The organism is Amycolatopsis sp. NPDC004079 (assembly GCF_040610415.1).
Lineage (GTDB): Bacteria > Actinomycetota > Actinomycetes > Mycobacteriales > Pseudonocardiaceae > Amycolatopsis > Amycolatopsis halotolerans.
On record NZ_JBEXMH010000001.1, the window covers coordinates 424,873 to 449,883 of the forward strand.

Below are 25,011 nucleotides of genomic sequence, written 5' to 3' on the forward strand. Positions count from 1 at the left end.
GGCCTGCCACTCCGCGAGGAACTCCATGCCAGCCTGGCCCGCCACCGAGGCCGACGCCCTTGCCGAACAACACCGCCTGCGCGCCCTCGTGGACCCGACCGGCCCGGCCCTCTCCGACGGTGCCCTGGTAGCGGGCGTCGACGTCGCCTACGACGATGTACGGGACCTGGTCGTCGCAGCCGCCGTGCTCGTCGACATCACGTCGCTCGAAACGGTGGAAGAAACGACGGCCGCGGGGCAAGTCAGCTTCCCTTACATCCCCGGCTTGCTCGCCTTCCGCGAACTCCCGCCCGTCCTGGACGCCCTGGCCGCGCTCCGCCACCGCCCAGACCTGGTCCTCTGCGACGGTTACGGCCTCGCCCACCCGCGCCGGCTCGGGCTGGCGAGCCACCTCGGAGTCCTGACCGGACTCCGCACCGCCGGAGTCGCCAAAACGCCGTTCACCTTCACCTATGACCAACCCGGCCCAGCGCGCGGCGATTGGACTCCGCTGGTTGATGGCGAGGAGGTCGTCGGGCGGGCGCTGCGCACGCAGGCTGGGGTCAAGCCGGTCTTCGTTTCGGTCGGTCATCGGATCGGGTTGGCGGAGGCTAGCGATGCGACGCTGGCGTTGGCACGGAAGTACCGCCTGCCGGAGACGACGCGCCGGGCGGATTCCTTGTGCCGTCGGGCGTTGGCGGAGCGCCAGCTTTCACAATGACCGCAGCCACTCGCCGATCACCACGAAATCCTCCTCCGCGAGACCGAGATCCGGAGCGACGCGGTGCAGCAGCGCACGACCGGGATGGCGGGCCAGCACCCACTCCCGGTCCCCGTCAGCGATCTCGTCGTCGACCCAGGCGAAGGGACGTCCGCCCGCCCACTCGACCAGCGTCCGGGTCTTCCAATGCACGCCGAACCACCGGTCTTCGCGTTCCTCCGCTTCCGAGAGCTCCGGCCAGCGCACAACCGGCAGCGGCGGCAAGCCGAGCCGCGACGCGATCTCGGTGTTGGCTTCGTCTTCCCACGTCGTGGCCCACACCAACTCGGCAGGCAGCGCGGCGAGCCGGGTCCCCCACCGCGGATCGAGCCGATCCAGCAGCGGACCCGGCTCAAGCGGTTCGCGGCCCGGGGCAGCACCGAACGGCAGCAGCGTTCCGTCGACATCAAGGAACACCAACGAGCGACGGCCGCCAAGGGAGGACTCAGTCGATTCCATTGCGCTGCCAGCTTATCCAGTTGAGCCGCCAACCCCGCGGCAGCTACCTTCACCCGACGAATCCCGCCCGGAAGGAACCCCGTTGACCGTCATCGACAAGATCGCCTGGATCCGGTTCGACGCGGGCAGGGTTCTCAGCACTCGCTCACGAGGCAAGGACGTCTACTACCTCCCCGGTGGCAAACGCGAACCCGGCGAGACCGATCTCCAGACTCTCGTCCGCGAGATCGACGAGGAGCTCACCGTCGCCGTCGTGCCCGAGAGCGCGCGGCATTTCGGCACCTTCCAGGCCCAAGCCCACGGACACGCCGCGGGCATCGCCGTCCGGATGACCTGCTACACCGCCGACTACCGCGGCGCCCTGGCTCCCAGCAGCGAGATCGAGGAGATCGTCTGGCTGACCTACGCCGACCGGAGCAAGGTGTCCCCAGTCGACCAGGTCATTTTCGATCACCTGCGCGAAGCCGGGCTGCTCGCTGAAGCTCCACAGTAGACAGTCACCTCGCGGAAGACTCCGTTACACCCCGGCAGGCGTCCCGTAACCCCCTCCCCCGCCGGACTCGCACCGCAGCACGTCTCCTCGGTGCACCCGAAGGCTGTTCACCTTCAACATCTCCCGGGCGTCCGGCGTCCCGGGGTTCAACACCACGCGCGGCGGAGCGCCCGACGACCCGCCGAACAGCCCCCACGCGGGCGTCACCGACCGCTCCCACCACAGTGACAGATCCTGGTCCGCCTCCATCACGTACTCCCGCACCACTCCGTCGCCCCCGCGCCAGCGGCCCAAGCCGCCCGAGCCGGTGCGGATGCGGTATTCGTTCACCCGCACCGGATACAGCGTTTCGACCACCTCGACCGGAAGGTCCCGCAGCGACCCGTTGACGTTGTTGATCAGTGCCGTTTCCCCGTCGCCGCCGTTCCAGGCTCCCCAGCCGCCGACGGTCGCTTCCAGGGTCACGAACGGTTCGCCTGTCCGCGGGTGGTCGCCGGCGAACTGCACGATCATCGAATCGCCGTAGCTGGCCGCGGCGACCCGGTCCGGCATCGCGGGCGCGAGGGCGGCCACGACGAGATCGATGAGCATGCCGAGGCTGGAGTAGTAGTACTGGCACGCGGCGGGCTCCCGAGCGCCGAGCATCGACCCGTCGCGGACCTGGACGTCCAGCGGCGCGAACGAACCCCCGTTGAGGCTCACCTGCGGCGAGATCAGCAGCTTGTACCCGACCCGCGCCGCCGAAATCGCCTGGGAGCGGCCGCAATTCACCGGACCGGTGGCCTGGTCGGCACAGTCGGTGAGGTCGATCGTCATCGATTCGCCCTCGACGACCACTCGCACGCGCACTTTCAGCGGCGTGTCCGGGTCGATCGCGTCGTTGTCCAGATACCCGGTCGCCTCGTACTCGCCGTCCGGGATCGCCGCGATCCGCTCGCGTTCGAGCCGTTCGGTCTGCGCGAAGATCTGCTCGCGCGCGGCGTCGACGGTTTCCGCGCCGTAGCGGGCGAACAGCTCGCCGAGCCGCCGCACGCCCATCCGGGCACAGGCGATCTGCGCGCGCATGTCGCCGAGGGTCACGTACGGGAACCGCACGTTCGTCTCGATCAGCCGCAGGATGTCGGCGCATTCGACGCCACCGGCGACGATCCGCGTCGGCCCCATCCGCAGGCCCTCTTGGTAGATGTTCGTGGAATCCATCGAACCGCCGGGATCCTTGGAACCCATGTCGATCCAATGCGCGCGCGAAGCCGCGAACCCGACCAGTTCGTCTCCGACGAAGATCGGCGCGTAAACCGTGCAGTCGTTGAGGTGCGTGCCGCCGATGTAGGAGTCGTTGAGCACCCAGACGTCGCCGGGCTGCCAGACGTCCGCGCCGAACAGGTCCTCGGTGTGGCTCGTGCAGATCTCCAGGTTCCCCAGGAAAATCGGCAGCCCGGACGACTGGCCGAGGACGCGATGGCTCCGGTCCAGCAAAGCGACGGCGCAGTCCTTGCCCTCGTAGATCGTCGGCGTGTACGACGACCGGATCAGGGTCATGTTCATGTCCTCGGCCGCCTGGATCAGCGCCGAGCGGATGATTTCGGTGGTGACGGGGCTGATGCTCACGCGTGCTCCTCCTGCAGGTGGCCGGCGGCCGCGAGGGTGACGACCAGGAAGCCGTGGTCGTCGACGGCGAGTTCGGCGTCCGGCGGGACGACCGTGGTGGCGGTTTCCTCGTGCACGATCGCGGGTCCGGACAAGCGGCTGCCGGGGGCGAGCGACGCGCGCGCCACGATCGTGGTGGGCACGGCCTGGCCGGCGAAAACGACGTCGCGGACAACGGGCCCGGGTCGCTCGACGATCGCCTCGGCGGAGGCCTCAGCGCGGTCGACGACGCCGTGGCCCGTGGTGCGGAGCGCGACGAACTGCACTGGCGCACCGGGGGTGGCGTGGCCGTAGCGCTGGTGGTGGATCTCGGCGAAACGCGCCTCCACCGCAGGCAGAAAATCGGGACTGTCGACGGGATCTGAATCCAGGATCGGCACGGTCAGGGTGTAGTCCTGGCTTTCGTACCGCATGTCGACGCCGTGCGTCACCGACTGACGGTCCTCGGAGATTCCCTGGTCCCGCAACGCTTCCAGCGCCTGATCGCGCAGCGAGTCGAGGGCCGCGCGCAGGGCGCGGGTGTCGAGTTCGGCTCCGTTGGCGAAGAACTGCATGGTGAAGTCCCGCCGCACGTCCGCCTCGAGCATGCCCCACGCCGAGAACGCGCCCGGGAACCGCGGCACGATCACCTCGGTGATCCCGATTTCCCGCGCGATGAACGCCGCGTGCATCGGTCCCGCGCCGCCGAACGCGAGCAGCGCGAACTGGCCCGGCTCGCGGCCGTGTTCGACGGTCAGGGTGCGGATCGCCTGTGCCATCTTGGCGTTGCCGACGTCGCAGATGCCGGACGCCAGCTCGACCGGGTCCATGCTGAGCTGATCCGCCAGCGTCGCGACGGCCGTGCGCGCGGCGTCGAGGTCGAGCGGCATTCCGCCACCCGCGAACGATTCCGGATCGACACGGCCGAGCACGCAGTTCGCGTCGGTGACCGTCGCCTGCGTCCCGCCGCGGCCGTAGCACGCCGGGCCGGGCACCGCGCCCGCCGATTCGGGGCCGACACGCAGCGCGTCGCCCTCGGCATAGGCGAGCGAACCGCCGCCCGCGCCGACCGTATGCAGGTTGACCAGCGGCATCAGCAGCGGGAATCCCTCCGCCTCGCCGTCCGGCGAAACGTCGGCGGCGTAGTTCATCACCAGCGAGACGTCGAACGAGGTCCCGCCCATGTCGATGCAGATCAGGTCGGGACGGCCGAGCAGCTTCGCCGCCGCGACGCCGCCCATCGTGCCGCCGACCGGACCGGAAAGCAGGGTCTGCAACGGATGCCGCCGCGCGAAACCGGCGTTGACCAGGCCGCCGGAGGACTGCATGACGTGCACCGGGACATGCAATCCCTTCTCAGTGAACCGCGCTTCGATGCGGTCGAGATAGCGGTGCACCGACGGGCCGGTGTAGGCCTCCAGCACCGCGGTCGACGTCCGCTCGTACTCCCGCCATTCCGGCGCGACCTCGTGGGAGAGCACGACCAGCGCGTCGTCGCCGAGCTCGCCCCGCAGGATCTCGCCCGCGCGGCGTTCGTGCCCGGAATCCAAGTAGGAGAACAGGAAGCACACCGCGACGGCCTCGAAACCCTCTTCGCGCACGCGTTTCGCGACCAGCCGCACCGCGTCCTCGTCGAGCGGTTCGAGTTCGGCGCCGGTGGCGTCGAGCCGTCCGGCGACCTCCGCGACCGCTTCCGGCCCGACGAGCGGTTCGGGCTTGCGGTAGTGCAGGTCGAACAGCCGGTTCCGGTTGCCGCGCGCGATCCGGTAGACGTCGCCGATCCCCCGAGTGGTCAGGATCAGCACCTTCGCGCCGCGTCGTTCGAGCAGCGCGTTCAGTCCTTGGGTGGTGCCGTGCACGAAGAACTCGATCTCGGCGAACGGCAGGTCGAATCCTTCGAGCGCGCCGAAAACGCCGCGCGCGAGGTCGTCGGGGGTGGTGAGCACCTTGCCCGCGCGCAGCCGCCGCGTCGCGCCGTCGTGGACGACCACGTCGGTGAAGGTGCCGCCGATGTCCATGGCGACCCGGTAGGTCATGGGAACTCCTTGTCCGGTAAGGGAAATCAGGTGAGCGCGCGACCCTCGGTCTCGGGCAGCGGAAGGACGGCGAGCAGCGCGACGACGAGGAAGGCCACGATCGACGCGACGGTCAGCGAGGACGCGACGCCGTGGTCCATCATCGCGCCGATCACCGGCACCGAAACGGTGTTGGCCAGCAGGATCGCCGAGGTGGACCACGAGTAGCCGACGCCGCGCAGTCCGGTCGGCAGCACCTCGGCCGACCAGGTGTTCCAGATGCCCCAGGCGCCGAGCGAGAAGAACGCGAGGATCAGATTGCCCGCGTACAGCTGCGTCGAACCGGTCGCGAGGCCGAAAAGCACGCCGCCGATCGCCGAGGCCAGCGCGAACAGCAGGAAGATCCGCTTGCGGCCGTGGCGGCGGGTCAGCCACGCGGCGAGCAGGTAGCCGGGGACGGACACGACCTGGGTCACCGCGACGAACCACAGCGCGCCGGACACGCTCAGCCCGCGATTCTGCAGCAGCACGGGCAGCCACGTCTGCAAACCCCAATAGCCCCAGCTGAACGTGAACGACGTGAGCAGCAGCGGCAGGAACCGCCGCCGCACCGGCGACCGGAACAGGTTCCGCACCGCGCCTGCCTTGCGGTCGGCGTCCTCGACGGAAAACGTTGTGTCAGAAGGAATTTCCGCACCGAGACCGCGCAGTACGGTGGCAGCCTCCGCGTGTCGCCCGCGCCGCGCGAGCCAGTACGGCGATTCCGGTACCCAGCGCAGGACGGCGAATGCCCACAGCCCGGCCAGCGCGGCGACCACGGCGACAGCGCGCCAGCTGATCATCCCGAGCGACTGACTCACCCCGATGCACAGCAGCGTGCCGATCGGAAACCCGATGCTGAGCGCCACGGCGCCTTGGCCACGACGGGCGGTGGGCAGCAGTTCGAGAAAATACGGGAACGTGACCGCGTAGACCCCGCCGAACGCGACGCCGGACAGGAACCGCAGCACAACGAACGGCCAGAATGCCGGTGACAGGCCCGCGGCCAGCGCGAGCACCGCGTAAATCAGGAGGCTCGCGACGGTCACGCGGCGGCGGCCGAGCCGGTCGATCAGCCCGCCCCACAGCAGCGCCCCGGGCACCATGCCGAACGCGACCGCGGACAGCGCCCAGCCGAGTTTCGTGTTGTCCACGCCGAACTCGCCCGCGATCCCGTTCGAGACGTAGACCAGCCCGACCTGCTCCCAGGCCTCGACGACGAACGCGAAGAACAGCACCGAACCGGCCAGCCAATGCCGCCGGGTCAGCCGCATCCCGGTGCAGACGTCGCCGACGGTCGGCGCGGCGGCGGAGGTGGGCGGGGCGGGCTCGTGCGGGGCGGCCATGGCGCCTCCTATCATCATCAAAACGTTTTGATGAGCTTTCGCGGCATCAAACCCGCGCGCCGGTGCGGTGTCAAGCCCTCCTCCGCCGGCCGGTGGGCGATACTGGGCCGTCCGGAGGCAGGGCGAAGGGGTACGAGGAGTGGACACGGCGAGCGGCAAGCGGCCGGTGACGATCCGGGAGGTCGCCGAGCGCGCCGGGGTCTCGATCAGCACGGTTTCGCACGCGCTTTCCGGGCGCAGGCCCATTTCCGCGGCGACGAAGGCGCGGGTGCGCGAGGCCGCCGCGGAGCTGGGCTACGACCCGAACCCCAACGCGCGCTCGCTGCGCACCGGCCGGTCCGGCCTCGTCGGGCTCATCCTGCGGCCGCGCTACGCGGTGGCCGGCACGCCCGACCGCGCCGAGACGTTCAACCGGCTCGTCGGGTCGATCGCGACCGAGATGCTGCGGCACAAGACCGGGCTCATCCACGTACCCGACCTGCACGACCCCGCGGTGGCGAGCGTGCCGATGGACGGCTGCATCGTGGCCCACCCCTACGGCGGCGACACCGCGCTGGCCGAACTGCTCGGCCGGGGCCTGCCCGTGGTGACCGTCGAGGAGGATCCCGAACAGCCCGACCTCCCGTGGGCGGTGCGGCTGGACTATCCGCCGGTCGTCGAGGCGCTGCTGGACCACCTCCACGACCAGGGCGCGCGCGACTTGCTTCTGCTGTCCGGCACCGAGGACAACGCCTGGAACCGGCGTCCGCGCGAGACCTACCTGGCGTGGTGCAAGCGGCGCGGGCTACCACCGCGGACAGCTTTGCTCAGCGAAGGCCTGACCCAGCACGACGTGCCCGAACTGGTGCAGCCCTTGCTGTCCGGCCCGGACCGGCCGGACGCGATCGTGGTCGCGACAAGCGATTTCGCCCCGCTGATCGCCGAAGCCGCCGCCGCGCAAGGCCTGCGCATCCCGGACGATTTGCTGCTCGCCGCCCTGACTGACAGCGAGCACGCCCGCACGAGCACCCCGCCGATCACCGCGATGGACCTGACGCACGAAGCGCTGGCCGAGCGAGCGGTGGAGTTGATGCTGGCGCGGTTGTCCGGTGCCGAGACGCCTGCCGGGCCGGTGTTTCTGACTCCCGAACTGCGATTGCGGGAATCAACCAGGCGACGCGACTGACGCCGGGTTTCGTTGCTCCGCGAGTGTGCCGTGAGGGGAACCTTCACGGACTCTGAGTCCCGCAGGGTTCCCTTCACGGCCCACCGCTAGTCCACCGGGGTGACCTCGGCCATTTCGGACCAGGCCGCGCCGTCGAGGTTCTGATAGTTGATCTCCGGCTTCTTCGCCACGACTGTCGACATGAACGGGAAGAACTCCTGCGCGTGCGCGGTCGCGACGTGCGCGTCCCCGGCCGCGCTGTCGGCGAAGACCTCGACCATGACGAACTCGTTCTCGTCGCCGCCGTTCTGGTAGTAGTCGAACGAAACGTTCCCCGGTTCGCTCCGGACGTTCGCGGTGTAGCGCTCGATGCCTTCCAGCCATTCGGCGCGCTTCTCTGGGCGGATCTGTGCTTTGAGGACGATCAAGATCATGCCCCGAGTATCGCAAGCGACCGGCTACCCGGCCACCGCCGCGGAACGAATCACCCGTGCTCCGGCCACCGACGTCACCAGAAACACCACTCCTCCCCCGAAAACCGCGCTCACCACGAACGGCATGACACTGAACGCGGCAGCCGGACCGCCCGTCTTGACGATCGAGAACGGCAGGACACACACCACCGAACCCACCACCGCGACGACAATCGCCAACAGGGTCGCGGCCGCGGTTTCGCGCAGGAGCACGCCGCGCACCTGCCGGACGGTCGAGCCGATAAGCGACAGTGTCGCGAACTCCGTCCGGCGATCGCCGATCGCGGCCACCAGGTTGTTGGTCAGCGCGATCGCCATGAACAGCGAGATCAGGACGACCACCAGGTAGTTGATCGAGGCCAGGACGTCGGCGGTGCTGCCCGGGACGCTGTGCTGGTTTTCGATGCCCTGCATGGCCAACGTGCCCGCGGAGACGCCGACCAGCAGCGTCAGGAAGGTGACGATCGGCCGGGCTCGTTCCGGTGCGGCACGCAGGTTCACCCCCGCCAGATGCGCTTCGGCGTTCTTCGCCCCGCGCGACAGACGGCCGACGATCCGGTTCGCCACGGTGATCAGTTCCGGCGCGAGGATCGCGAACCCGATCGAGCACAGCACCACGGCGGGACCGGTCAGGCCGGTCGTCGCGATGCTGTCGGCAGGCAGGGCGAGCACCGCGCTCGCCGACCCGAAACCGGCTGCCAGCAATACAATCGCCGCGATCCGGCGCGGTCGCGCCGACCTGACCCGGCGCGGTCCGGACTCTTCGTCGACCGGACTGCGCCGAGCCGGACCGCGACTGCCGATCCACGCCGCGAGCACCCCGGCCAGCAGCACGACCGCGACACCGGCCAGCGGCAGCCCGATCCCCGGCGAGAACGACGTGCTCGACGCGGTGAGCCCGGTCGAACGCACACCGGTCAGCACAAGGAACCCGAGCAGGTAGCCGAGTCCCAGTCCGGGCAGCGCGGCCACCGCGGTGATCGCGAGGGTCTCCATCGAGACCAGCACCCGGATTTGCCGTGGCGCCGCACCGATCAGGCGCAACCCGCCGATCTCGCCGGACCGCGCGGCGAGCGTGACGCCGATCGTCGACACCATCGCGAACACGACGATCGCCACCACCCAACCGCCCATAATGAGCGGGAACTGGGTGAGGAACCCCCGATCGGCCGGAGCGGTGCTGCCGGAGAGGCCGGTGCCGAGCAGGGCGGTCATCGCGACCACCAGCGCCATCCCGACGAGCGCGACCAGACCGGTGGCGATGGCAGCCGCGCGGTGATGGCTGAAGAGCCGTAGAGCGAGTTTCAGCATGTCAATTCCCCTTTGGACTCACGGCCACCGCGCTCGATCTCGCCGAGCGCGCTGCCTCGACGAACACCACCCGGCCGGTCGGCACGGTGATCGCCGAACCGCCGCAAAACAAGTCTCACCACGTCAAGCCCCATCGATCTTGCTGTCGCCACTGGGCTTTTCGCGCCGCTTCACCGGGCACCCACCGCATTCGCCGCCCGCTCAGCGGATTCGACCAGCACGGCCATCCGGTTCGCCACCGCCGGGGCAGTCGGCCGGGCCAGTTGATCGACCACCAGCCCGTCCGCCAGGAACAGCACCGCGTCGGCATAGGACGCGGCCACCGGGTCGTGCGTCACCATGACGATCGTCTGGCCCCGGTCCGCCAGCTGCCGCAGCAAGCCCAGCACTTCCCGCGCGCTGCGGATGTCCAGCGCGCCAGTCGGTTCGTCGGCGAAAACCACCTCCGGATCCGTCACGAGCGCCCGAGCCACGGCCACCCGTTGCTGCTGCCCGCCGGACAGCTGCCCGGGACGGTGTCCCCCACGCTGAGCCAGACCGACCTGCGCCAGCAACGCCGCGGTGCGCCGCGGGTCCGGGCTGCGGCCGTCCAATCGCAACGGCAGTTCGATGTTCTCCTCGGCGGTCAGCGCGGGCAGCAGGTTGAACTGCTGGAACACGAACCCGATCCGCTGGCGGCGCAGCTCCGCCAGCCGCGATTCGTCCAAAGCAGACAGATCAGCGCCGTCCAGTTCGACGGTGCCTTCAGTCGGGGTGCGCAGGCCAGCCGCGCAGTGAAGCAGCGTCGTCTTCCCCGAGCCCGACGGGCCCATGATCGCCGCGAAGGCGCCCCGAGGGACGTCCAAGTCCACGCCGCGCAGTGCGTCGACCGGGCCGCCCTCTCCTTCGAAGCGGCAGCGCAGCCGTCTGGTGCGGATCGCGGGTGCGGTCATCTTCCAGTCCTCCCAGAGATGTGAATGAACGTTTAAAACGAACGTTTACATGATACGGTAGCACGTGTGGGACACCGCGAGAACCTGATCACCGCCGCCCGGGAATGCCTCCTCAAAGCCGGCTACGCGCGCACTACGGTGCGCGACCTCGTCGCCGCCTCCAGGGCCAACCAGGCGTCGATCAACTACCACTTCGGGTCGAAGGAACAGTTGCTGACGCAGGCGCTGTCCGACCTCAACACCGAGTGGGGCGAGATGCTGTTCGCCGTCCTCTCCGAACCGGACGACGAGAAGGCCGGGCCGGAGCAGCGCTGGGCGCGGATCATCGAGTCGATCCGCGAACACCGCGAGCTGTGGTTCGTGAACTTCGAGAGCGTCAGCTACCTCCAGCACGACGAGAAGGTCCGGAAGATCAACGCCGAGGGCCAGCAGCTGGCGCGCGTCGGGCTCGCCCGCGCGTTCGGCGATCTGGGACCGGACGCCGATCCGAAGGACGTCCACGCGGTCGGCGCGCACTATTACTCGCTGCTGGTCGGGACCGCGCTGCAGTGGCTGACCGATCCGGACCACGCTCCCTCGGCCGCGGATGTGGTCCGCGCCGACTGGCGATCCCGCTAAACCCGCGCTAAACCCGCGCAGAACCCGCGCAGAACCCGCGCCAGACCAGCACCCGGGCCCGCACTGGGCCTGCGCCGAACCGGCGCACGTCACGCTGGCATCACAGATCCCCGGACCCCGCACCAGCTCCGTTGACACGTCCGCCATCCGGGTGACATGATCCCGGCACCGCTTGGAAACGTTTCCAAACCATCCAGTCCGTAGACTGGAAACGTTTCCAACAGCGGTATCCGCACTGTTGCTCGCTGTGTCCGACTGGGAGGGACGATGACGTCAACCCGAGCCACGCTGATCCAGGTGGCCGAGCGCGCCGGCGTGTCGCTGGCTTCGACCTCGCGCGCGCTGCACGGGACCGGCGCGAGCAAGGCGATGGTCGAACGTGTGCGGGCGGCCGCGGCGGAACTCGGGTACAGCGCGGACGCGATCGGGCGGTCGTTGCGGCTGAAGAAGACGTCGCAGATCGCGTTCGCGGTGGCGGACATCGGCAACCCGGTCTACGTCGAGATCATGCGCGGCATCCACGAAGTCCTTGCGCCGCACGGGTATCGGGTCGTCGTCATGTCCACTGGGGACACCGCGGCCTCGACGACCGAACTGACGCACAGCCTGCACGGCGGGTTCGTCGACGGCATGATCGTCATCCCGCTGCGCACCGACGACGAGCTGATCGAGCAGATCGGCCGGGCGCCGGTGCCGGTCGTGGTGATCGGCCGTGCGATGAGCGACCGCGGGATCAGTTCGGTCTCCACGGATTCCGCCGCCGGGATCGGCGCGGCGGTGCAGCACGTCGTTTCCCTGGGCCGCCGCCGGATCGGCTTCCTCAACGGGCCGCTCGACACCACGCCGGGCTCCTCGCGGCAGCGCGGCTTCGACGAAGCGGTGTCCGCGAAGGACTTCGCCGCCAAGACGGACGTCGAGGTCGCCGCCGATTTCACTGTCGCAGCGGGGATCGAGGCCGCCCGTAAGCTGCTCGACCGTCCACATAGGCCGGACGCCATCGTCGCGGCCAACGACCTGCTCGCCATCGGGGCTGTCCGCGCCGCCCGGGAACTCGGGCTCAGCATCCCGCGCGACGTCGCCGTCACCGGCATGGACGACACCGAGCTCGGACAGGTTTTCTTGCCCCGGTTGACCAGTGTGTCCCTCGGTTCGGCCGAACGCGGGCGCGCCGCCGCCCGGCTGATGCTCGGGCTCACCGACGACGCGGACGCGCCGGCGCGGCAGATCTCGGTCGGCACCGAGCTGTTCGTCCGGGAATCCACCGTGGACCAGAACGTGGAGGACGCGGAATGATCACCGCGATCGAGCCGAGGCGAGCCGCCCCCGCTCCCCCGCCGCGCCCGAAGAAGACCACGCGGGCCCGCACGCGCCGGCGCGAGGCGATCGCGCTGGTGCTGCCGTCACTGATCCCGATCCTGGTGCTGTCGGTGGCCCCGCTGGTCATCGGCATCGTGCTGGCGTTCACCGACACGCGGCTGGTGCGGCATCCGGACTTCGGCTTCGCCGGGATCGACAATTTCGTCCGCCTCGGCGGGAACTCGCTGTTCTGGGACTCGCTGCGGATCGGGCTGATCTGGACGGTCGGGGTGACCGTCCTGCAGCTGGCCGCCGCGATGGGCCTGGCGCTGCTGCTCAACTCCGGCCTCAAACTCCAGGGCCTCACGAGGGTGCTCGCGCTCATTCCGTGGGCGATGCCGCCGGTGGTCGTCGCGATTATGTGGCAAATGATCTACTCGGCCAACGGCGGACCGCTCAACGCATTTCTCGGCAGCATCGGCCTCCCGGACGGAATCAACTGGCTCGGCGATTTCAACACCGCCTTGCCCGCGGTGATCGTGGTCGGCGTCTGGGTAGGCATGCCGCAGACCACCGTGACGCTTCTCGCTGGCCTGCAACAGATCCCGGCTGAACTCCACGAGGCGGCCGCGGTCGACGGAGCTGGTGCGTGGCGACGGTTCACCGCAGTCACCTGGCCGAGCATGCGTCCGATCGTCAGCTCCATTACCTCGCTGAACTTCATCTGGAACTTCAATTCCTTCTCGCTCGTGTACGTGCTCACCGCGGGCGGCCCGGGCGGCAAAACCATGGTCCCGGTGCTGTTCGTGTATCTCGAAGCGTTCAAGAACCGCGAGATCGGCTACGCCGCCGCGATGGGGCTGGTCCTCGTCATCGTGGTCGTCGCGCTGCTCGCGATCTACCTGCGGTCGCAGTTCCGCGGCGACCGCCCGGAAAGGGGGCGGTGAGCGATGCGCTGGTCCGTGCGCCCCGCGCAGTACCTGGCTCTCGTGCTGTACCTGCTGTTCCTCGGTTTCCCGTTGCTGTGGCTGATTTCCGCGTCGGTGAAGTCGTCGGCGGAGCTGAACTCCCTGTCGGTCAACCTGGTCCCGAGCGAATGGCATTGGGACAACTACGGCGAAGCGCTCTCCCGCCAGGGCCTGCTGCATTCGGCGTTCAACAGCCTGCTGGTCGCGCTGGCCAGCACCGTCCTCGCGATCTTGATCTCGGTGCCCGCGGCCTACGTGCTGGCGCGGCTCAAGGGGAAGCTGCGCGTCGCCGGCGTCACCTGGATCCTGGTCAGCCAGGTGTTCCCGGTGGTGCTGGTGATCCTGCCGCTGTTCCTCGTGCTGCGGACGCTCGGTCTCGCCGACAGCCTCGTCGGGCTGACACTCGTGCACACCACCTACATCCTCCCGTTCGCGCTGTGGATGCTGCAGGGCTACGTCGCGGCGATCCCGGTCGACCTCGAGGAGGCCGGGGCGATGGACGGCGCGACCCGGTTCACCGTGCTGCGCACCATCGTGTTCCCGCTGCTGGCCCCGGGCGTGGTCGCGACCGCGATGTTCAGCTTCGTGTCGTCGTGGAACGAGTTCTTCTTCGCGCTGGTGCTGCTGCAGTCGCCGGAGAACTACACGCTGCCGATCACGCTCACCATGTTCATCGGCGGCGAGGGCAAGGTCGCCCTCGGTCCGCTGGCCGCGGGCGCCGTGCTCGCGGCGATCCCGAGCATCGCCTTCTTCAGCCTCCTGCGGAAGAAACTCACCGGCGGCCTCATGGCCGGGGCGGTGAAGGGATGAGCCCCACCCCATCGGAAACACCCTCGAAAGGTCGGTCGATGAAGACACGACGCGCGGCCATCGCCGCCAGCCTCGCCCTCACCAGCCTGCTCGCCGCGGCGTGCGGCAGCGGCGCGGACAGCGGCAGCGGGGACGGCGGACCGGTCACCCTCACCTTCCAGTCGCTGTCGGACCAGCCCGCCGCGATCGCCGCCACGAACAAGATCGTCGGCGCGTGGAACCAGGCGCATCCGGACACGCAGGTGAAGGTCGTCCAGGCCGGTTGGGACAGCGCCTACGACAAGCTGATCACCCAGTTCAACGCGGGCACCGCGCCGGACATCGTGCACTACGAGGCCGCCGGGATCGGGCCGTTCGCCGCCGACGGCTACCTCGCCGACCTCTCCCCTTACCTGACCGAGCAGAAGCGCGCGGACATCCCGAAGGGCGTGCTCGACTCGGTGACGGTCGACAGCAAGGTCGTCGCGTACCCGACCGAGCTGCAGTCCTATGTGGTCTTCGCGAACAAGAAGCTGCTGGAGCAGTCCGGCGCGCAGGTCCCGACCGGCGAGACGATGACCTGGGACCAGCTGCGCCAACTGGCCAAGACCGCCACGAAGGACGGCAAATACGGCCTCGGCTGGGGCCTGTCGAGCCCGACCGCGACGTTCGTGGCGATGGCCCCGGCGTTCGGCGGCAAGTACTTCGAGGGCACCGGCGACCAGGCGCAGATCAGCGTCGGCCAGGGCGAGATGGCGCTGCCGCAGCTGGTGCACGACATGAACGCGACCGACCACTCGATCCTGCCGGTGACGCTGACCCAGTCCGGCGGCAAGGCGCTGGCCCCGTTCTACGCGGGCCAGGTCGCGATGACCGTGCAGGGCTCGTACCAGGCGGCGAACATCGAGAAGGACGCGCCGAAGGACCTCGACTGGGTCGCGCTGCCCCCGATCGCCGGCCCGGCCGGACCGGCGCAGGCGGCGAACCCGCAGACGCTGTCGGTCAACAAGGACTCCAAGCACGTCGAGCAGGCCGCGAAGTTCCTGGACTTCTTCACCGGCACCGAGAACCTCGCCGCGCTCAACGAGGCCGACACGCTGATCCCGGCGAGCAACTCCGCTCGCGAGGCGCTGGACAAGAAGCTCGGCGCCAAGAAGGGCTGGAGCACCATCCTGGCGTCGGGCAAGTACCTGACCTCCGCGCCGTATCTGTTCGCCGGCAAGTACGCGCAGTGGAAGGACACTGTCGCGACGCCTGCCTACCAGCGCTTCCTGGCGAACCAGATCGACGCGACCACGCTGGCGCAGCAGCTGAAGGACGGCTGGAAGAGCGTCGGCAAGTGACCGCCGCGCCGGGACCGGGCACGCGTCCGGTCCCGGCGCGCACAACAGGCGCGGGCGGCAGTGCCCGCGCCGGGGAACGAAGGGACGCAAGCCGGTGACCTGGCTGGAGGACCGCGCGGTGGCAGTGATCACCGGCGCGGCAGTGGGGGACGCGCTCGGCGGCGCGACCGAAGGGTGGACGCCCGAGCAGATCGAGGAGCGCCACGGCGGCCGGGTGACCGGGATCGTCCCGCCCTGGTACCCGAACTGGCGGGACGCGCGCCCGATCGCGCCGTACCACAAGGGCGACGGGCACATCACCGACGACACCTTGATGACCCGCGCGATCGTGGAGGTGTACGCGAAGCGCCGCGCGCATCTCGACGCGTACTCGATGGCCGAGGACCTGGTGCCGCTGATGATCGGCGAGCCGCGCTGGGTGCCGGAGCTGGAGTCGACAGCGCTATTGCTGCAGCGGGTGTTCCTCGCCGAGAAGTGGATCGTCGCGAAGCTGCACTACGGCCACGTGGACCCGCGTGAGGCTGGTGTCGGCAACATCGTGAACTGCGGCGCCGCGATGTACATCGCGCCGGTCGGCGTCGTGAACCCGGGTGATCCGCAGGCGGCGTATGCCGAGGCGATCGACCTGACCGCGCCGCATCAGTCCAGCTACGGCCGCGAGGCCGCCGGGGTGCTGGCCGCGATGGTCGCCGCTTCGGTCGCGCCCGGCGCCCGGCTGGACGACATCGTGCGGGCCGCGCTCGCGGTGTCGCACGACGGGACTTTGGCGGCGCTGCGGGCTGTCGTCGAAGCCTTCGAGGGGTGGAACGCCACGCCCAAGACCGACGACGAGGAGCGGGCGCTCGCGCGGAAGATCCGCGAGGTCGTCGCGCCGTTCGATTCGGTCGGGCCGGAGTACCGGCAGATGTCGATGGACGCACGGCGGCCGTCGCGGACCAAGGCGATCGAGGAATTGCCCGCCGCGCTCGGGTTTGTGCTGGGACACCAGGGCGACTACCGCGGAGCGGTGCTGGGTTCGGTGAACTACGGCCGGGACGCGGACTCGATCGCGTCGATGGCGGGTGCGCTCTGCGCCGGGCTCGGCGGGGCGGCTTCGGTGCCGGACGAGTGGATCGATCCGATCGGCGAGGCCAGCAAGATGGATCTGCGTGAGACCGGGCTGCTGCTCGCGTCCGCCGCGACGGACATCGTGAAGGCCGACCGCGCGCGAACCCAGGCGCGGCTCGCCGCTCTCGACGCGCTGGCCGCCGCATGAGGCTGACCTGGGCTCAGCCCGAAGACCTGCTCGCGCACGAGTTCGTCCAGTCCGCCGCGGAGGGCAAGGACGCGACCTCGGTGCGGGAGCGCTGGATCGCCGCCGGCGGCGATCCGGTGCCCGCCGTGAGCGGGGCAGGACCGCGGCCGGCGCCCCCAGCGTTGCGGGCGCTGGCCCGGACGCTGCTGGAGGAACTGGCCGCACTCCCCTGTCCTCCCGCGCCGCACGAGCCGGACGACTGGGACGCGATCGCCGCGCTGCTCCCGGCCGCGCCGGTCCTCCCCCGGCCCGTCGCGGACCGCACGCTCGGCGCGTGGACCGGCCGGGCGGCGGGGTGCCTGCTCGGGAAGCCGGTCGAGAAGATCCCGCGCGAGGGCATCGAGGAGATCCTGCGCGCGACCGGCCGCTGGCCGCTGGACCGGTGGTTCACCGAGGTCGGCCTGCCCGAAGACGTCGCGGCGCGGTGGCCGTGGAACCGGCGCTCCCGGCCGACTTCCCTTGAGGAGAACATCTCCGGGATGCCGGAGGACGACGACCTCAACTACCCGATCCTCGCGCTCACGCTGCTGGAACGGCACGGCCGCGAGTTCACTGCTGACGACGTCGCGCAGCTCTGGCTGGAACAACTGCCCGCCGGGCGGGTGTTCACCGCCGAGCGCGCCGCGTACCGGAATCTGCTGGACGCGCGGCCGGTGCCGGAGACCGCGACGCACCTCAACCCGTTCCGCGAGTGGATCGGGGCGTTGATCCGGACCGACGTCTTCGGCTGGGTCTCCCCCGGAGACGTCCGCGGCGCCGCGCGGCTCGCGTGGGTCGACGCGCGGCTCAGCCATACTCGCAACGGCATCTACGGCGCGATGTGGGCAGCTGCGCTGGCGTCGGGCGCGATGGTGTGCGACTCCGTCCACAATGTCCTCGATGCGGCGGAAACTGTTCTGCCGCCTCACAGTCGGCTGGCCGCGGCGGTCCGGTTTGGGCGGGAAGCTGCTGCGTACGACGACGGGCTGGACCGGCTCCACGCCGAATACGGCGACCTGCATTGGGTGCACGTGCTCAACAACGCGGCGGTGATCGCGTACGCGCTGACTCGCGGCGATGGCGACTTCGGGCAGAGCATCTCGCTCGCTGTCACGGCTGGCTGGGACACGGATTCCGCGGCTGCGACGGTCGGCGGGGTCGTTGGCGCGTTGCTGGGTGTGGACGGGATCGGCGAGCAGTGGACGAAGCCGCTCGACAACCGGATCGCGACGTCGCTGCCCGGCGGCGAGCAGCGGATCACCGATCTCGCCGCGCGGACGGCCGGGGTGACGCGATGACCGGGCGGGTTGCTGTCGTCGGGTCGGCGAATGTCGATCTGGTGGTCGACGTGCCGCGGCAGCCGCGCGGGGGCGAGACCGTTCTCGGCGGGGATGTGCGGCGCAGTCCCGGTGGCAAGGGGGCCAATCAGGCGGTCGCCGCAGCACTCGCCGGTGGGGCGGAGACGACGTTCCTCGGAGCGTTCGGTGTCGATGACGGTGCCGAGTTTCTGTTGGCGTCGTTGACGAAGGCCGGGGTGCGCACTGACCTGGTGTCTCGAGTGGACAGTGCGACCGGCACCGCGTTCATCATGGTGTCGCCGGACGGCGAGAACTCCATTGTGGTCGCGCCTGGGGCCAATTCACGGCTCTCGCTCGCCGAGACACAGCTTGAGCGGATCGCTTCGGCGGACGTTGTGCTCGCGCAGCTGGAAATTCCGCTCGAGGCCGTAACCGCTGCTGCCGCGGCCCGGCGATCTGGTGCGCGGATGGTGCTCAACGCCGCGCCTTCCCGGCCGCTGCCGGATCTTGACCTCGACGTGCTGATCGTCAACGAGCATGAAGCCGCGGACCTGGCTGGGACGCCGGGCTCGCCCGAGGAGCTGGCCCGGACCCTGCAGCAGCGCGCGCCCGCTGTGGTGATCACGCTCGGGGCGGCCGGTTGTGTGGTCGCCGAAGCGGAAATCGTGCACCTGCCCGGGTTCCGAGTGTCCCCGGTGGACACGACTGGAGCCGGGGACACGTTCTGCGGCGTGCTCGCGGCGGTGCTCGCCGAGGGTCGTCCGCTTCGCGAAGCCGCCGAGCGCGCCGGGGCCGCCGCCGCGCTCGCTGTCACCCGGCCCGGCGCGCAGTCCGCCGTGCCGACCGCTGCGGAGGTCGCCGAGTTCGCTGAGTTCGCGACCGGAGGAAACGCCCGATGACGTACGTGTTCGACCCGCTCGTCCCGCGCCCGATCGACCAGCCGACCGAGGTCCCGCTGGGCACTCCCCTGTCGGCTGAACAGCTCGTCGCGCTGGACGAGGCCAAGATCTTCGTCGGCCCGGCGAATCCTGCCGACCGTCCGGAATGGCGGGCTCGGCTGCGGCAATGGCGCGCCGACGCGCACGAACGGCACAGCTACCACGGCCGCGCCTACGACCGGCCCGAAGCCGCGTGGGCCGCCGGATGCCACACCGTCGCGCAGGTCTGGCTGTGGGACGAGCTGTTGTATTCGTTCGAGGAGCACCGGTTCACGCCGGAGCGGTTCCTCGCCGACGCGCACCAGCGGTTCGGCGGCCTCGACGCGGTCGTGCTGTGGCACGCGTACCCGGTGATCGGCCTCGACGACCGCAACCAGTGGGATTTCTACCGCGATGTGCCCGGCCTCCGCGAACTGGTCGAGACGTTCCACTCGGCGGGCGTGCGAGTATTCGTGGACTACAACCCGTGGGACGTCGGCACACGCCGGGGCGAGGACGACGCTGCGGAATTGTCCGCGGTGCTGGCGGATTTCGGCGCGGACGGCGTCTTCCTGGACACGTTGAAGAAGGCCGATCCGGCGCTCGTCGAGCAGCTCGAACGCGCGCGGCCCGGGGTCGTGCTGGAGGGCGAATCGAAGCTGCCGGTCGAGCGGATCGAGGACCACTCGGCGTCGTGGGCGCAGTTCTTCGCCGATTCGCCGGTGCCGGGCGTGCTGCGTTCGCACTGGTACGAGCGGCGGCACATGCAGCACCACGTGCGGCGATGGCACCGCGACCACACCGAGGAACTTCAGTCGGCGTGGCTGAACGGCGTCGGCGTGATGGTGTGGGAAGTCGTGTTCGGCGTGTGGGTCGGGTGGTCCCAGCGGGATGCCGCGACCGTGCGGCGGATGGTGACGGTGCAGCGTGCGGCCGGTGACCTGCTGCGCGAGGGTGAGTGGACGCCGTTGGCTCCGCTGACGCCGGAAGCGGAGGCGGCCGGGGTTTACGCGTCGCGCTGGGAGCTGGGTGACTGGACACTGTGGACGGTCGTGAACCGCAGCTCCGTGGATTATGTCGGTCCGGTCGTTGACGGGCCGGTGATCGATCTTTTCGCCGACGGGCGGGTGCCCGCGCGCGGGATTTCGGCGCTGCTGCGGGTCGCCGAGGGTGCGGCGGAGCCGTCGTGGCTGTCCCGGGTAGCGACTCTCCCCCACGATCCGGACGCTCGTTTCCCGCACCGGCTCGCGACGCGGGTCGTTCGCGAGCCGACTCGGGGCAGGCCCGAGGACGACGCGGTCGTGGTGCCTGCCGGGCCGTACGTGCTGACGGTGCGCTACCGCGGGCGCGAGACCGGGATGTACCAGGGCGCGCCGTATGTAGACGAGTGGAAGCCGTTGCCGCCGCGACTGCACGACGCCCGGACGCTGCAGCGAGACGGTTCGCTGGCGTCGCCGGTCGCGGTCGCCGCTGCCGAGGTGACGAACGGCCAGTTCGCGGAATTCCTTGCCGCTACCGGATACCAGCCGGTCGAGCCCCATCGGTTCCTCGCGCATTGGGCCGATGGCCTGGTCGAGGACGAGCCGGTGACCTTTGTGGACCTCGACGACGCCCGTGCGTACTGCGCGTGGCGCGGCGGCCGGTTGCCCACCGAGGACGAATGGCAGCTAGCCGGGGAAACCGGCGGGCTCCGGCGCGGCACGCCCGCGGTGTGGAACTGGACGGAAAGCGAACACTCCGACGGGAGGACCCGGTTCGTGATGCTCAAGGGCGGCAGCGATTACCGCGCCGAGGGTTCGGAATGGTACGTCGAGGGCGGCCGGCACGCCCCGGATTACAGCGTGAAGCTGCTGCTGCCCGGGTTGGGGTTGGCGCGCGGCGCGACCGTCGGGTTCCGCTGCGCGTGGGACGTGACGCGATGACCGTGTCGAGGGAGGCTTCCGCCGGGGCGCTGGCCGGGCTGCGGGTCGTGGACGCGTCGACGTTGTTCGCCGGGCCGATGGCCGCGATGCACCTCGGCGACATGGGCGCCGAGGTGATCAAGGTCGAGCACCCGTCGCGGCCTGACCCGTCGCGCACGCACGGGGTGGCCAAGGGCGACGTCAATCTGTGGTGGAAGACGTTGGGGCGCAACAAAAGCACCGTCACCGCGAACCTCGGCAGCGACGGCGGACGCGAGGTGTTCCTGGCGCTCGCCGGGACCGCGGACGTGGTGATCGAGAACTTCCGCCCGGGCACTCTCGAACGCTGGGGCCTCGGTTACGAGGAGCTGTCCGCGCGCAACCCGGGCCTCGTTCTGGCCCGGGTGACCGGGTTCGGCCAGCTCGGCCCGTATCGCTCGCGGCCCGGCTTCGGCACGCTCGCCGAGGCGATGAGCGGATTCGCGGCAGCCACCGGCGAACCGGACGGCCCGCCGACGCTGCCGCCGTTCGGGCTCGCCGACGGGGTCGCGTCGCTGGCCACCGCGTACGCGATCATGGTCGCGCTCGCCGGGCGGACCGCGTCCGGACGCGGCCAGGTCGTGGACGTCGCGATCATCGAGCCGATTCTCGCCATGCTCGGACCGCAGATCACGCGATGGGACCAGCTCGGCACGGTCCAGCCGCGCACCGGCAACCGGTCCACGAACAACGCGCCGCGCAACACCTACCGCACGAGCGACGGCCAGTGGGTGGCGGTGTCGACGTCGGCACAGTCGATCGCGGAACGCGTCGTGCGCCTGGTCGGCCGTCCGGAACTGGCGGACGAACCGTGGTTCGCGACCGGCGCGGACCGCGCGGCGCACGCCGACGAACTGGACGAGGCCGTCGGCGGCTGGATCGCACGGCACACGCGCGACGAGGTCGTGGCCGCGTTCGAGGAGGCACAGGCAGCGGTCGCCCCGATCTACGACGCCGCCGACATCGTGGCCGACCCGCAGTTCCGCGCGCTGGGCACGATCCACGAGATCGAGGACCCGGAACTGGGCACGACGTTGATGCAGGGGCCGCTCTTTCGGTTGTCGGACAACGACGGCGTCATCGGATTCACCGGACGACCGCACGGCGCGGACACCGACGAGGTGCTCGGTTCGCTGGGCTTCGCTCCGTCGCGAATCGCCGAGCTTCGTGCGGAGGGAGCGGTATGACGCCCGCGCTGACCTTGCTCTACGTCCCCGCGGACCGGCCCGACCGCGTCGCCAAGGCACTCGCGTCGGACGCCGACGTCGTGCTGGTCGACCTGGAGGACGCCGTCGCGCCCGCGCAGAAGGATGCCGCGCGGGACAACGCGATGCGGCTGTTGGCCGACGTGCCCGCGTCGCGTCCGGTGCAGGTGCGGATCAACCACGCGGACACGCCGTGGCACGCGGCGGACGTCGCCGCGGTCGCCACGCTGCCGACGTGGGTGGGCGCGCGGCTGCCGAAGGTCGAGAGTTCGGCCGACGTCCGGTCGCACGCCGATGCTTTGCCGGGCAGGGAGTTGCACCCGCTGATCGAGTCCGCGCTCGGGGTGGAGCGGGCACTGGAGATCGCGCTCGCTTCCCCGCAGCCGGCGTCGCTCGGGCTGGGCGAGGCGGATCTGCGGTCCGACCTGCGGCTCGCCGACGAAGCCGGACTCACCTGGGCACGCAGCCGGATCGTGAACGCCGCCCGCGCCGCGCGGCTGCCACCGCCCGCGATGTCGGTGTACGCGAACGTCCGGGATCTCGAGGGGCTGGCCGAGAGCTGCCGGGCCGGACGGGCACTCGGATTCCGCGGCCGGACGGCGATTCATCCGGTGCAGCTGCCGACGATCCGTGCGGCGTTCCTGCCGACGGCGGACGAGGTCGCTCGGGCGCGGGAGGTTCTGTCCCGAATGGACGGTGCCACGCAGGCCGGGGTGGGCGCGATCGCGCTCGCCGACGGGACGTTCCTGGACGTCGCGATGCGAGACCAGGCGTTGGCGGTGCTGGCGCTGGTGGCCGACTAGACCTTGTCCGCGGAAACCAAGCGCAGCAACGGATCGAACCGGACCGGACCTTCGTCCGTCAACTGCACCGGGCCCGCGACCGGCTGATACCCGGTGACGACGACGGTGTACTCGCCGGGGAAGAGATCGTCGACGGTGTAGTGGCCCGCCTCGTCCGTGACGGTCACCCGCTGGACCTCGCCCTCGGCGTCCAGCACCGCGACCTGGGCTCCGGGGAACGGACCGCGGATCGCGTGCACGGTGCCGGTGAGCCGGACCGACCGCGCCAGCTCGACGTCCTCGCGCACCGGTTCGGCGCCCACCTGCACGTGCCGCGCCACGGGCTCGCGCCCGCCCGCCTGGACCAGCAGCAGATACGCGCCCGCCGGGGCGTCGAGGGCGAACGTGCTGTCCGCGGCGGTGGTAGTGCGGCGTACTTCGTGAGTTTCCAAGGAAGTCAGGCTTACCGAGGCGGTTTCGGCGGGAGCGAGACCGCTTACCGAGCCGGAAATCGCCGCGGACGGCTTGTTTTCCGGCGTGCTGCGGCGCTTTCGCGTCCGGGACAGCACCACATCGACGACGCCGAACAGCAGCGCGAGCACGACCAGCGCGGTCGAGCCCATCAGCCCGAGCGCGGTCGCCGAGTGGTAGTCCCCGTGCGAACGGCCAAGCTCGCCGAAGAACAGCGACCCGCCGAGCGCGGTCCCGACCGCCGAACCGATCCGCTGCCCGGTCTGCAGCACTCCGGCCGCGGTGCCGCCTTCCGCGGGCGGGACTTCTTCCAAGGCGAGCGTCGAGTTCGGCGAAATCACCAGCCCGCTGCCGAACCCGCCGACGAACAACGGCGCGGCGAGCACGAACGCGGTGTTCGCGCCGGAGTAGTCGCGGACGAGCCACGCGGTGGCGGCGAGCCCGATCGCCACGAGCAAGGTGCCGAGGACGACCATCGGCCTGCCGAACCGGTGCACGAGCCGCCCGCCGATGGTCGGCGAGATCGCCGAGCCGATCGCGAACGCGAGCATCGCCGCGCCGGCCTGCAGCGCCGTGTAGCCGAGGCCCTGCTGGAAAAACAGCGTCAGGACGAGGAAAATCCCGGTGAATCCGGCGAAATAGACCATGCCGAGCGCGGAACCCATGGAGTAGCTGCGCACGGTCAGCAGCTTCAGGTTCACCAGCGGCTGCTTGCCGCGGTTGCCGAGCCAGCGCTCCCACAGCACGAACAGCACGAGCAACCCGGCCGCGACGCCCATCAGCCACCAGCGCGGCGACGTCGCCTGTTCCTCTTGCTCGATTAACGGCAGCATCACCAGCACGACCGCCACGCCGAGCAGCACCGACCCGACCAAGTCCGGCGTCCGCTTCCGGCCGCTGCGCGAGTCCTTCGGCAGCAACCGCAGCCCGAACAGGATCGCGAGAATCCCGATCGGCAGGTTGACGTAAAACACCCAGCGCCACCCCTGGTCGACGCCGATGCCCTGGATCAGCAACCCGCCCAGCACCGGCCCGATCGCGGTGGACAGCCCGACCGTCGCCCCGAACGCGCCGAACGCCTTGCCCCGCTCGCGACCGGAGAACAGCTGCTGCATCAGCCCGATGATCTGCGGGTTCAGCAACCCGCCCGCGACGCCCTGCCCCAGCCGGGCCACCACAAGCCACGTGGCGTTCGGCGCCGCACCGCACAAGACGCTGGTCGCCACGAACAACACCAGCCCCAACAGGAACATCCGGCGGCGACCGTAGTCGTCGCCAAGCCGTCCTGAGGGCACCAGCGCGAGCCCGAACGTGAGCGCGTAACCGGACACGACCCACGAGACGTCCGCGGGCGTCGCGCCGATCCCGTGCTCCATCGAGGGCAGCGCGACGTTGACGATGCTGACGTCGAGCAGCGTCATGAACCCCGCGATGAGGCACACCCACAAGGCGCGCCAGCGCTGCGGATCGGGCTCGGGGGCAGGGGAAGCGTGCACGGACCATCCTGATTCGAGACCGGTAAGATAATTACCGG

22 protein-coding genes are annotated in these 25,011 nt (G+C 70.1%); 14 read left to right on the forward strand and 8 right to left on the reverse strand.

Annotated features, from left to right (window positions below):
* Positions 1-25: 25 nt before the first annotated feature.
* On the forward strand, positions 26-700 hold the full coding sequence (locus ABZX37_RS01840) for an endonuclease V (RefSeq protein WP_354735071.1): 675 nt from the start codon (positions 26-28) through the stop codon (positions 698-700).
* Here ABZX37_RS01840 and ABZX37_RS01845 read toward each other — a convergent pair.
* Entirely contained in the window at positions 692-1,198 is a 507-nt protein-coding gene (locus ABZX37_RS01845; protein WP_354735072.1) for an HAD domain-containing protein, read from the reverse strand. The genes ABZX37_RS01840 and ABZX37_RS01845 overlap by 9 nt on opposite strands.
* Positions 1,199-1,280: 82 nt before the next feature.
* Here ABZX37_RS01845 and ABZX37_RS01850 point away from each other — a divergent pair, with 82 nt between their 5' ends.
* Entirely contained in the window at positions 1,281-1,691 is a 411-nt protein-coding gene (locus ABZX37_RS01850) for an NUDIX domain-containing protein (protein ID WP_354735073.1), read from the forward strand.
* Between the two features lie 24 nt (positions 1,692-1,715).
* Here ABZX37_RS01850 and ABZX37_RS01855 read toward each other — a convergent pair whose 3' ends face one another.
* The 3 genes from ABZX37_RS01855 to ABZX37_RS01865 are packed head-to-tail and all read right to left on the reverse strand — an operon-like array spanning position 1,716 to position 6,717.
* Positions 1,716-3,299, reverse strand: coding sequence for a hydantoinase B/oxoprolinase family protein (locus ABZX37_RS01855; protein ID WP_354735074.1), 1,584 nt, complete (start codon positions 3,297-3,299; stop codon positions 1,716-1,718).
* Complete coding sequence (locus ABZX37_RS01860; protein ID WP_354735075.1) at positions 3,296-5,353, reverse strand: hydantoinase/oxoprolinase family protein; 2,058 nt, start codon at positions 5,351-5,353, stop codon at positions 3,296-3,298. The genes ABZX37_RS01855 and ABZX37_RS01860 overlap by 4 nt, the downstream gene beginning before the upstream one ends.
* 26 nt (positions 5,354-5,379) lie before the next feature.
* Positions 5,380-6,717: an MFS transporter gene (locus tag ABZX37_RS01865; protein WP_354735076.1), complete on the reverse strand. Its 1,338-nt coding sequence runs from the start codon at positions 6,715-6,717 to the stop codon at positions 5,380-5,382.
* Between the two features lie 139 nt (positions 6,718-6,856).
* Here ABZX37_RS01865 and ABZX37_RS01870 point away from each other — a divergent pair, with 139 nt between their 5' ends.
* A complete protein-coding gene (locus ABZX37_RS01870; RefSeq protein WP_354735077.1) occupies positions 6,857-7,882 on the forward strand; it encodes a LacI family DNA-binding transcriptional regulator in 1,026 nt (341 codons plus the stop codon).
* 86 nt (positions 7,883-7,968) lie between these two features.
* Here the strand turns inward: ABZX37_RS01870 and ABZX37_RS01875 are convergent, their stop codons facing one another.
* The 3 genes from ABZX37_RS01875 to ABZX37_RS01885 all read right to left on the reverse strand — a co-directional run bounded on the left by ABZX37_RS01875 (position 7,969) and on the right by ABZX37_RS01885 (position 10,577).
* Complete coding sequence (locus ABZX37_RS01875; protein ID WP_354735078.1) at positions 7,969-8,295, reverse strand: putative quinol monooxygenase; 327 nt, start codon at positions 8,293-8,295, stop codon at positions 7,969-7,971.
* 24 nt (positions 8,296-8,319) lie between these two features.
* Positions 8,320-9,645, reverse strand: a complete 1,326-nt coding sequence (locus ABZX37_RS01880) for an FtsX-like permease family protein (protein ID WP_354735079.1) — start codon at positions 9,643-9,645, stop codon at positions 8,320-8,322.
* A gap of 170 nt (positions 9,646-9,815) precedes the next feature.
* Positions 9,816-10,577, reverse strand: coding sequence for an ABC transporter ATP-binding protein (locus ABZX37_RS01885; RefSeq protein ID WP_354735080.1), 762 nt, complete (start codon positions 10,575-10,577; stop codon positions 9,816-9,818).
* Positions 10,578-10,643: 66 nt separating this feature from the next.
* Between ABZX37_RS01885 and ABZX37_RS01890 the strand changes: the two genes are divergently transcribed.
* From ABZX37_RS01890 to ABZX37_RS01940, 11 genes are all read left to right on the forward strand, one after another.
* A complete protein-coding gene (locus tag ABZX37_RS01890; RefSeq protein WP_354735081.1) occupies positions 10,644-11,195 on the forward strand; it encodes a TetR/AcrR family transcriptional regulator in 552 nt (183 codons plus the stop codon).
* A 267-nt stretch (positions 11,196-11,462) separates the two neighbouring features.
* Positions 11,463-12,488 (forward strand): LacI family DNA-binding transcriptional regulator, encoded by a 1,026-nt coding sequence (locus ABZX37_RS01895; RefSeq protein ID WP_354735082.1) that lies wholly within the window; start codon positions 11,463-11,465, stop codon positions 12,486-12,488.
* Positions 12,485-13,438: a sugar ABC transporter permease gene (locus tag ABZX37_RS01900; protein WP_354735083.1), complete on the forward strand. Its 954-nt coding sequence runs from the start codon at positions 12,485-12,487 to the stop codon at positions 13,436-13,438. The genes ABZX37_RS01895 and ABZX37_RS01900 overlap by 4 nt, the downstream gene beginning before the upstream one ends.
* A 3-nt stretch (positions 13,439-13,441) precedes the next feature.
* Positions 13,442-14,269: a carbohydrate ABC transporter permease gene (locus ABZX37_RS01905; RefSeq protein ID WP_116199984.1), complete on the forward strand. Its 828-nt coding sequence runs from the start codon at positions 13,442-13,444 to the stop codon at positions 14,267-14,269.
* A gap of 38 nt (positions 14,270-14,307) precedes the next feature.
* Positions 14,308-15,591 (forward strand): sugar ABC transporter substrate-binding protein, encoded by a 1,284-nt coding sequence (locus ABZX37_RS01910; protein WP_354735084.1) that lies wholly within the window; start codon positions 14,308-14,310, stop codon positions 15,589-15,591.
* 94 nt (positions 15,592-15,685) lie between these two features.
* Entirely contained in the window at positions 15,686-16,846 is a 1,161-nt protein-coding gene (locus tag ABZX37_RS01915; protein ID WP_354735085.1) for an ADP-ribosylglycohydrolase family protein, read from the forward strand.
* On the forward strand, positions 16,843-18,162 hold the full coding sequence (locus tag ABZX37_RS01920) for an ADP-ribosylglycohydrolase family protein (protein WP_354735086.1): 1,320 nt from the start codon (positions 16,843-16,845) through the stop codon (positions 18,160-18,162). Before ABZX37_RS01915 ends, ABZX37_RS01920 begins: the two co-directional genes overlap by 4 nt.
* The gene (locus tag ABZX37_RS01925; RefSeq protein ID WP_354735087.1) at positions 18,159-19,061 is read left to right on the forward strand and encodes a ribokinase; all 903 of its coding nucleotides are present in this window, start codon (positions 18,159-18,161) and stop codon (positions 19,059-19,061) included. The genes ABZX37_RS01920 and ABZX37_RS01925 overlap by 4 nt, the downstream gene beginning before the upstream one ends.
* Entirely contained in the window at positions 19,058-21,001 is a 1,944-nt protein-coding gene (locus ABZX37_RS01930; RefSeq protein ID WP_354735088.1) for an SUMF1/EgtB/PvdO family nonheme iron enzyme, read from the forward strand. The genes ABZX37_RS01925 and ABZX37_RS01930 overlap by 4 nt, the downstream gene beginning before the upstream one ends.
* Positions 20,998-22,206 (forward strand): CoA transferase, encoded by a 1,209-nt coding sequence (locus ABZX37_RS01935; protein ID WP_354735089.1) that lies wholly within the window; start codon positions 20,998-21,000, stop codon positions 22,204-22,206. Before ABZX37_RS01930 ends, ABZX37_RS01935 begins: the two co-directional genes overlap by 4 nt.
* Positions 22,203-23,027, forward strand: coding sequence for a CoA ester lyase (locus ABZX37_RS01940; RefSeq protein WP_354735090.1), 825 nt, complete (start codon positions 22,203-22,205; stop codon positions 23,025-23,027). Before ABZX37_RS01935 ends, ABZX37_RS01940 begins: the two co-directional genes overlap by 4 nt.
* Here the strand turns inward: ABZX37_RS01940 and ABZX37_RS01945 are convergent.
* Positions 23,024-24,973 carry an MFS transporter gene (locus ABZX37_RS01945; protein WP_354735091.1) on the reverse strand — a complete coding sequence of 650 codons (1,950 nt, stop codon included), beginning with the start codon at positions 24,971-24,973 and terminating at the stop codon, positions 23,024-23,026. The genes ABZX37_RS01940 and ABZX37_RS01945 overlap by 4 nt on opposite strands.
* Positions 24,974-25,011 lie beyond the last annotated feature (38 nt).